This is a genomic window from Methylibium sp., from assembly GCF_031393925.1.
Lineage (GTDB): Bacteria > Pseudomonadota > Gammaproteobacteria > Burkholderiales > Burkholderiaceae_C > Methylibium.
This window is the reverse complement of sequence record NZ_JANMWL010000057.1, coordinates 1-8323: the sequence shown is the minus strand read 5'-3', so window position 1 is coordinate 8323 and position 8323 is coordinate 1. Positions and strand designations below refer to the sequence as shown.

The 8323-nt window shown below is 64.4% G+C and carries 7 protein-coding genes; 1 reads left to right on the top strand and 6 read right to left on the bottom strand.

The features are described from left to right. The 5 genes from RMO12_RS03860 to RMO12_RS03840 form a co-directional block, all read right to left on the bottom strand. Window positions 1-1134: tyrosine-type recombinase/integrase (locus RMO12_RS03860; RefSeq protein ID WP_309638269.1), on the bottom strand; the 1134-nt coding region annotated here is incomplete at its 3' end. Window positions 1135-1493: 359 nt separating this feature from the next. Further along, window positions 1494-2720, bottom strand: a complete 1227-nt coding sequence (locus RMO12_RS03855) for a DUF1501 domain-containing protein (protein ID WP_309624731.1) — start codon at window positions 2718-2720, stop codon at window positions 1494-1496. A gap of 6 nt (window positions 2721-2726) precedes the next feature. Continuing rightward, on the bottom strand, window positions 2727-4529 hold the full coding sequence (locus RMO12_RS03850) for a DUF1800 domain-containing protein (protein ID WP_309638268.1): 1803 nt from the start codon (window positions 4527-4529) through the stop codon (window positions 2727-2729). Between the two features lie 66 nt (window positions 4530-4595). Continuing rightward, window positions 4596-4970, bottom strand: coding sequence for a hypothetical protein (locus tag RMO12_RS03845; protein WP_309638267.1), 375 nt, complete (start codon window positions 4968-4970; stop codon window positions 4596-4598). Continuing rightward, window positions 4960-5940, bottom strand: coding sequence for a cation diffusion facilitator family transporter (locus RMO12_RS03840; RefSeq protein ID WP_309638266.1), 981 nt, complete (start codon window positions 5938-5940; stop codon window positions 4960-4962). Before RMO12_RS03840 ends, RMO12_RS03845 begins: the two co-directional genes overlap by 11 nt. Window positions 5941-6091: 151 nt before the next feature. Here RMO12_RS03840 and RMO12_RS03835 point away from each other — a divergent pair, with 151 nt between their 5' ends. Continuing rightward, window positions 6092-7345 (top strand): carbohydrate porin, encoded by a 1254-nt coding sequence (locus RMO12_RS03835; protein WP_309638265.1) that lies wholly within the window; start codon window positions 6092-6094, stop codon window positions 7343-7345. Between the two features lie 128 nt (window positions 7346-7473). On the opposite strand, the gene RMO12_RS03830 is transcribed toward RMO12_RS03835, so the two are convergent. Beyond that, window positions 7474-8323, bottom strand: an 850-nt coding sequence (locus tag RMO12_RS03830) for a hypothetical protein (RefSeq protein ID WP_309638264.1), incomplete at its 5' end; no start/stop codon positions are given.

Below are 8323 nucleotides of genomic sequence, written 5' to 3'. Positions count from 1 at the left end.
GTCGTGCGGTCGCAGCTTCTTGCCCCCTTCGTCCTTGGTACGTTCGGCGATGCGTGAAAGAGCGCGGGCGACGGCCATCTTTTCCAGCGCAGCGGCTGGCTTCTTGTCGCCCGCATTGGCGCCGGGAAACACATACGGGCTGGCTCCGCGGATCACCTTGGCGCGATCGATGATCGACAGGGCCTGCTTTGACAGGTGCACACGGTGCTCGCGGCCCGACTTGAATTTCTCCGCTGGGATCGTCCACTGCGCGCGGGTCATGTTGACCTCGTCCCAGGTCAGTAGCCGGACCTCGCTCGGCCGCGCGCCGGTAAGCAACTGGAACTCGATCGCGAGCTTGGTCGCCTCCCACAGCTTCGACTCGTCCACGAATCGCAGCAGGGCGAGCAGCTCGGCGTCGCTCGCGGCGTTGACCGGGGCAGGGCGGTACGGCCTCGGGTTCTCGATGCCGCGCATTGGGTCGGCGCCGTCGATGTGGCCGCGTTTGATGGCGAACGTCGTCAGGCCCCGCAGAGTACGGAACACATGTGCAGCTGCACCAGGCGCACCGCGCTTGCGAGGCGCGTCAATGCAGGCCTGCACACCCTCGCGGGCCAGTTTGGCGATCTTGGCGTCGCCGATGCGGTTGCGAATGTCGAGGTCGAAGTTCTCGATCAGCACGTTGATCGTGCGTTCGCGAACGGGAATGCCCCCCTTGCGCGCGCTGCCCATCCGCTTGTCGGCCAGCCATTCTGCGAACACTTCGGCCACCGTCGGTTGCGCTTTGGCCGCCTTGCGCGCGAACCGGGCAGCAATTACCGGGTGGTCAGCCTCGCCCTTCTTGGCTGATTCGTGCGCCGTTCGGTGCATCAACAACTCGGCGTTCGCCTTCGCCAGCCCGATCGCTGGGAACGCGCCCAGCGACAGCCAACGGCGAATGCCATCGACCTGTGCCCGGAACTGCCATTGTTTGGCAACGTCGCCGCCTGTGCGCTGGCGCAGATAGAGGTACAGGCCAGGCTCGACGAGCACCCGCTGCTCGGCTTTCCCGGCAGGCAACTTGAGTGCCTTGATCTTCTCTTCCGTCCAGCGTGTCGCCCTTGCCATCTTGGCCTCAATCTGGATACCACTTCGGATACCACTGTAGCGGGACACTAGCGGATGGTCAAAGTCCTCCTAGGACAATGTAGCCCTGTAAACCCAAAGAAATTGGACGCTGAAAGACCTATTCGGATACCACGCGGACCGCCTTGTAAGCGGAAGGTCGTCCGTTCGATTCGGACAGCCGGCACCAGGAAATACGTCGCTTTCAGAAGTGGCGCTTTCCAATTGACTACCTCTCGACCGAATCCGGATACCCGCTCGGATTACCACAGGGGCGGAGTTGCCTCGGCGGCGCTAGGGCGTAGTTGGTGCCATTGCCCCAAGGCTCGAACAGGCCCTCATCTGTGGCCATCGATTGCTTTTCGACACGAAGCCTCCTGCGCTCGCCCTCTCACGCACCACCCTGCGCCTCACCCGAAGATCGGAAACCCCTCGAACCGCCCACGCAGCACCTGCTGCGCGTCGGCGCCGAGCCAGCCTTCGATGAGGCTGGCATAGACGCGGCGAAAGTCGGTGGTGTGGATGAGGTTGTCGCCCTCATCGAGTTGGGTGAGGCTGGGCAGGGTGCCGTAGTGGCCGCCGCGCACCGGCTGGCCGATGACGTACATGTGGTTGGCGGTGCCGTGGTCGGTGCCCAGGCTGGTGTTTTCAGGCACGCGCCGGCCGAACTCCGAGAACACCAGCAAGGTCACATCCTTGGCGCGACCGATGCGCTCCATATCCTGCATGAATCCCGCCACCGAGTCAGACGCATAGGTGAGCAGACGCTGATGGAGTTCGGCCTGTTGCACGTGGGTGTCAAAGGCGTTGCGGCGGAACGCGCTGTAGTACAGGCGTGTGGGCATGTCCGCGGCAATGAGCGCGGCGATCTTGGGCAGGTCGAGTGGGACGATGCCGTAGTCCACCGGGGTCTTGTAGCGGGCGCAGGCCTCGCGCACCAGTCGGGAGGATTCGTGCACGCTCTCGGCCACGTCGCGCATGAAGCGAAGGCTCGGTGTGTCGTGCGCTTGGGCCTCGGGTACGGCGTCGAGCAAGCGGCGCTGTTCATAGAGGCCCTTGCGGATAAAACGCTTGGGGTCGTCGAAGGACACCGGCAGGTGGTGACGGGCGCGCACTGCCAGCGACTGGGTCTCGTCGATGTTGATCACGAAGTTGGGCGTGAGCTTCGGATCGATCGCATCGGCCAAGCGGCCGATCCAGCCGTATTCCTCGCCGCTGTTGGGCATGGCGGTGTGCCAGTACGCCATCGAGGTGAAGTGCGAGAACGAGGGCTGCGCATAGCCGCAGCCATGCACCACCGCCATGCGCCCGTCTTTGTACAGGCGCTCGAAACCGGCCATGCCGGGGTTGAAGCCGTGGTGCTCATCGATCACGCGCAGTTGCTTGGGCCGGATGCCCAGCTTCGGCCGGTGTCGGTAGTAGGCATCGTCGCCGTAGGGCACCAGGGTGTTGAGACCGTCGTTGCCGCCCGACAGCTCGAGCACCACCAGGATGCGTTTGTCATCGCGCACGGGCGCGGCCGCACAGGCTTGCTGCAAGGCCCCGGGCAGGCCGGTGAGCCAGCCGGCGCCGATCAAGCCGGCTTGAAGCGCGGCGCGTCGCCGCAGCAGCCCGGCGGGAGAAGAGGGCTTGTGCATGGGGGGTCAGCCGATTTGGTATTCGGGCAAGGAGAGGATGAGGTGCAGGGTCTGGCGCAAGGGCTCATCGAGGTAGCTGTGCGCGGCGGCGAGGTCAGCGGTGCCGAGTTCGCGCTCGAGGAACTCTGCCAATCGCGTGCGGGTGGCCGGCGCCACCGGGGCGACGACGAAGCGGCGCAACAGGGCGTCGACCGCGTCGGTGGCGGTGCGGCAGCCGTCGCCCAGCACCATGCGCGAGAGATCCAGCCGGGCCGTGGTGCGCGCAATCGGCTTGACTCGCTCCAGCGCCATTTGCCAGCCCCGGTAACTCGCCAGGCGGGTGTTGAATTCCTCGTCGCGGTCGGCCATCTGCATGGACGTGGAACTTAAGTCGACGCCGTCCAGACGCGTGGCGCTGCTCACGTCCATGCCCAGGGCGAGCTTGTCGCTGAGTTCACGGATCTTGAAGTCGCCCGAGGGGTAGCGGTCGGGCGGGATGAAATTGATGTCCGGGTAGACCATGTCGTAGGCAAAGTTGCTGCGCGCAATCAAGAGCCCCGGCGTGATCCAGCTGCGCCCCTGGGCCCAGCCGGCCACGGTGGGCGGGTAGAACAGCTTTTGCCCGAGCGATTCGGTGGCTTCGTTGAAGTCGGGCACGCCCGGCACCTGGCTCAAGCCGGCCATGCGGTAGGTGGACACCACCAACTCCACTGGCGGCCTGACGCGGCTGGCCACCGAGGCCTTGCTGTAGAAGTCCCGCGACAAGAAAATGGTTTCAAGCAGCTCGGCAATGTCGTAGCGGCTGGCCCGAAAGCGCGCGCCCAATTCGGTACGCAGCACCGGTGAAAGATCCTGGCGCACGAAATAGGTGTAGATTTTGCCGGCGATAAATTCCCCGGCGGCGGGCTGGGCCAGCAGGGTGTCGATCACGTCGACGCCATCCAGCGGGCCCTCGCGCCCCAGCACCCGCTTGATGCTGTCGTCATGGCGGGACGCATCGATGGTGAACTGCAGATCCTGCGCGTTCCAGCCGGTGAAGGCGCGGGCGGCTTCGCGGATGTCTTGCTCGCTGTAGTGCCCCACCCCGAGCGTGAACATCTCCATGATCTCGCGCGCGAAGTTCTCGTTGGGCGCGCCCTTGACGTTCACGCCGGCGTCCAGGTAGGCGAGCATGGCCGGATCCTGCGCCACGCCGATCAGCAGCTCGCGGAAGCTGCCGTTGCCCTTCTCGCGCAACAGCATGTTCTGGCGCAGCATCTTGCGGTAGTCGCGCACCTTTTCTTCACTGGTGGCGAAATGGCCGTGCCAGAACAGCGCCATCTTCTCCTGCAGCGGGCGCGTCGTCACCAGCATGCGCTGCGCCCACCAGTACGACAGGCGGTGGGTTTCCAGGCGGCTGGCGCGCAGCCAGTAGAAGAACTTGTTGGTCACCGGCTGCAGCCGACGGTTACCGGCGGGTTTAGCGGCCACACCGATCGACTGGCCGTCGCGCTTGGCGGCGTCCGTCGCGGCGGGCCGCGAAGCCGGGAAGGGCTCCAGGCTGGGGTCGTGCAAGCCCGATTCGTCGAAGGCGACAAAATCTTCGGGCACGGACTGCCAGCGCACCAGGCGTCGTACGGCCTCGCGCGGGCCCAGCGCGGTCAGGGCGGCGATTTCTTCAGGGCTGCCCCCAAAGCCGGCGCGCTGCAGCAAGTGCGCCGCAGAAGCCGCAGTCCACTGTGCGTCGGCAATCGGCCGCAGGTCGTCTTTCCATTCCGACGCGCCCATGGCCGGTGCGGCGGCCGCGGCCGACAGAGCCCAGCACAGCCAGGCAAGCAACAGCAGTCTCATTGGGAAGGCACTCCGTGAACAAAAGACGCCACGACGGGCGCCGCGTAATGCGCTGAATGCTAGGGGTCAGACTGACCGCCGGGGCTCCCGATTTTCATTAAATCGGCGCCCCATAGACGGCAAGATGCCGTTCGGTTCGTAGAAGGTGGAGCGGATGTGCCGGCCTGGGTAGCCGGCACCGCGTGAACAGCACAGCGATTGCCATGAGCAGTTCGAGCAAGTGCGGTACTCGGCGCCGTTCGCGCTGGCCGGCAAGACCCTGTGGCTGCGCGCCATCGACGCGGCGGCGCTGTAAGCCCTGGCCAGGGTGCCGCTGCTGATCTTCGATGACTGTCCGAAGTGCTCCACCCGTGGCGTGTTGATGAGCCCGAACGGTGCAGCTGCCATCAACGCCAGCAGGCCGCCGCGCGGTGCGCGAGCGAAACGCCGGTCAATGGGCATGGACGGCGGCCGGTGGTGAGCTCTGAAGACTGCAGGCGTGCTGTGTCGTGCCCTGTTCGACCTGCAGCGTGCTGTGATGGACCGAGAACCGCTCGCGCAGCGCACGGGTGATGCTGTCGAGCGCGGCGTCGCCGGGGTAGCCGTCCGGCATGATCAGATGCACCGTCAGTGCGCTCTCGACCGTGCTCATGCCCCATATATGCAGATCGTGGATGTCGGCCACGCCCGGGACCTCTCGCAGATACCCGGCCACCGCCAACAAATCAATGTTCGGCGGGACCGCATTCAAGGCCAGGTGCAAGGACTCCCTCAGCAAGCGCCAAGTACCGAACACGATGACCGCGACGATCACGATGCTGATCGCCGGATCGAGCCAATACCAGCCGGTGACCAGCATCATCAGACCTGCGATGACCACACCCAGCGACACCGCAGCGTCGGCTGCCATGTGCAGGTAGGCGCCGCGGATGTTGAGGTCGCCCTCGCTGTCTTTCATGAACAACCACGCCGACAGACCATTCACGACGATGCCGACGCCCGCCACCGCCACGACCGTCATGCCCGCCACCGCAGGGGGCTGCGAGAAGCGGTGAAGAGCCTCCCAGCCAATGGCCCCGCATGCAAGCAAGAGGAGCATGGCGTTGGCCAGGGCCGCCAGGATGGACGTGCTGCGCAGCCCGTAAGTGAAGCGCTCACTGGGCGACCTGCGCGCCAACCGGGTTGCAGCCCAGGCCAGCAGCAAGCCCAGCACGTCGGACAGGTTGTGTCCGGCATCGGCCATCAGTGCCGTCGAGTTGGCAATGAACCCATAGGCAAACTCCACAGCGACGAACCCTGAGTTCAGTGCGATGGCGATGATGAATGCACGCCCGTGGTCATTCGGGTCGCCATGTTGGTGATGACCGCCACCACGAGCCCGAGCGCCGTGGTCGTGACCCCGCGAATGGTCGTGTTCCTGGTGATTGGCCATCAGTCGGCTTCCGGTGCGGCTCGGCGATGTACTCCAGCATGTCGGCGCGCACCCCCGAGACGTGTTGATCGGCAATGGGCCGACAATACTCGGTTCGCATTGAGGTGAACCGACGCAAGCCATCCGTCCAATAAACAAAACGCCCAGGCTTATGCGCCGTCCGCACTCGTTCTCGACAATTGCGAACACGCGCAACCCATCCGTGCAGCGCTGCGCGCCGCTGGCAGCCGTGATAGTCGCAAGCCTCGCCTGTTTCGCCGTCAGTGCAGCGTCGGAGGATCTACAGCACGACGCGGCGCAGGCGCCAAACGTGTGGAAATGGGGCGGCGTCTACAAGACCGACTTGCTGCGCACGAACGCGCCGCGCCTGACCACTGGCGTCGGCAACCTGAACTTGCGCGTCGATGGCGATGCCGCGGCGCTCCTGGGCTGGGACGACACCGCGCTGCATACCGAATTACTGTGGAACCACGGCGGCAAACCGAACCGGCGCGTGGCCACTGTGCAAGGCATCAGCAACCTTGAAGTCGCGCAGAGCGCTGCGCGGATGTATGCGAGTTGGATCGAACGCGAGTTCAAGACGTCCGGCACGCGCGTGCTGTTCGGCCTATACGACCTCAATTCGGAGTTTTACGCGACCGACGCGTCTGGCCTGTTGATCCATCCGTCGTTTGGTATCGGGATCGATTTTTCGCAAAGCGGCCGAAACGGCCCATCGATCTTTCCGAACCTGGGGTTGAGCCTTCGAATTCGCCAGTCGCTCGCCGACGGCCACTATGTTCAGGTCGCTGCGATCGACGGTGTGCCGGGCGACCCAGACAACCCGGGGCGCACCGTGATCCGGCTTCGCCGCGACGACGGCGCGCTGCTGGTCGCGGAGTTCGGCTGGCAAGAGCGTGATGCCGACGGACCGAAGCCCGGCCATTGGGGCATCGGCACGTGGCGTTATACCCAGCGCAGCGAACGCGTCGATGGCGGCGCGCCGCAGCCTAACCAGGGCGTCTACGCGCTCGCACAGACGCTGCTGTTTGACCGCGACGCTGCCCGCACGACCGGCTTCGTTCGCGCCGGTGCCGCTAACCGGCGTGTCAATGGGGTCGACCTTGCGTTCGATGCCGGCGTGATGGTCGAGCGGCCGCTCGGTGAAGGCGGTCCAAGCGCGTTCACCGCTGGTGTTGCGGTCGCCCGCTTTGCTCGCGCCCAACGCGCAGCGCAGGCGGCACTCGGCGTGGCCAGCGCATCGAACGAAACCGCGCTCGAAGTTGGCGCGCGCTGGCTGCCGCTGCCGAGCCTCGCGCTGCAGCCACTGCTGCAGCAAGTCTGGCATCCGGGCGGGCGCAGCGGCGCGGCCGCAACGATTGTGGGTCTGCGCCTCGAGTGGACTTTGGGTCCGAGCAAGCCCTGAGAACGTCGCTTCACGCCGCACTCGAGGCGAAGCAATGGCAGTTACAGGTGAAGGCTAATAAGGGCGATTACGCAGTACTTGACAGAACACCAACTGCCGCGCACAGTCGGAGGCGACAGGCCGGTACTCTATGTGTAATCTTCTTCGTTGCCCTCTTGGCATACCACCATCCTGTTATCGCTGGGCCAGCCCACGCTTCCGCCGATTACGAAGCGGAATCGCGTCCCTACTTGTCGTCTAAAGGTATCACGATAACGAATTTCTCCGTAGACATACAAGGCACCTTCCCCGGCTTTAAGTCCAGACATTGCTTCTGGTTCCCCAATGAGGATGTGAAGTGGAATGCTGTGACGCCCCTCCGCTCCCGGGCCAAAAACAAATCGACTCGAATCGGGGCCTACAGGGGTTGGCGCAAAAGCGATGTCTCCGGGGATGTTGAAGGCTTGGGCCGCCGTGGATATGGTCACGTCATACGCCGGGGTTTGGCCAAAGTTTTTGATCTTAATTGCAGCTTCAACCATGTTAGTGCCGGCATGAATGATCTCGGCTTCCCCGACAAACACATAAGCGCGAAGTTGCCGTTTAGCAGTGTCCTCGGCCCCGCCGACCAATTGCTTAGTGGCGTTCCACAGGAAGCCCGTAGCGATAACAAGCAGGACGGTGGCAACGGCCAGGATCGCAGTCAGTCGGACAAGCCATCTATCGGTATCCGCTTTATCGTGGCGTTCTGCGGCCTGATCGGCACGTTCCTCCTGAGTGCGCTCGGGCATCGCCTTTACTTCTACAACAAGCGGCAGTTGCTTGGTGTCGCGCTCATTTGCGCTGGCGCTCTCAGCGGGTTCGGGGGGCTTTGGTTGCTGATAAGTGATCGTGTGATTTGGGGCTGGTTGTGACGCGGCCGCAACCACGTCGTCGCCGAGCAATATGGCGAGGCATACCAACACTGCCCTCACGCTCAGCACGCCCGAACCGCTGCGC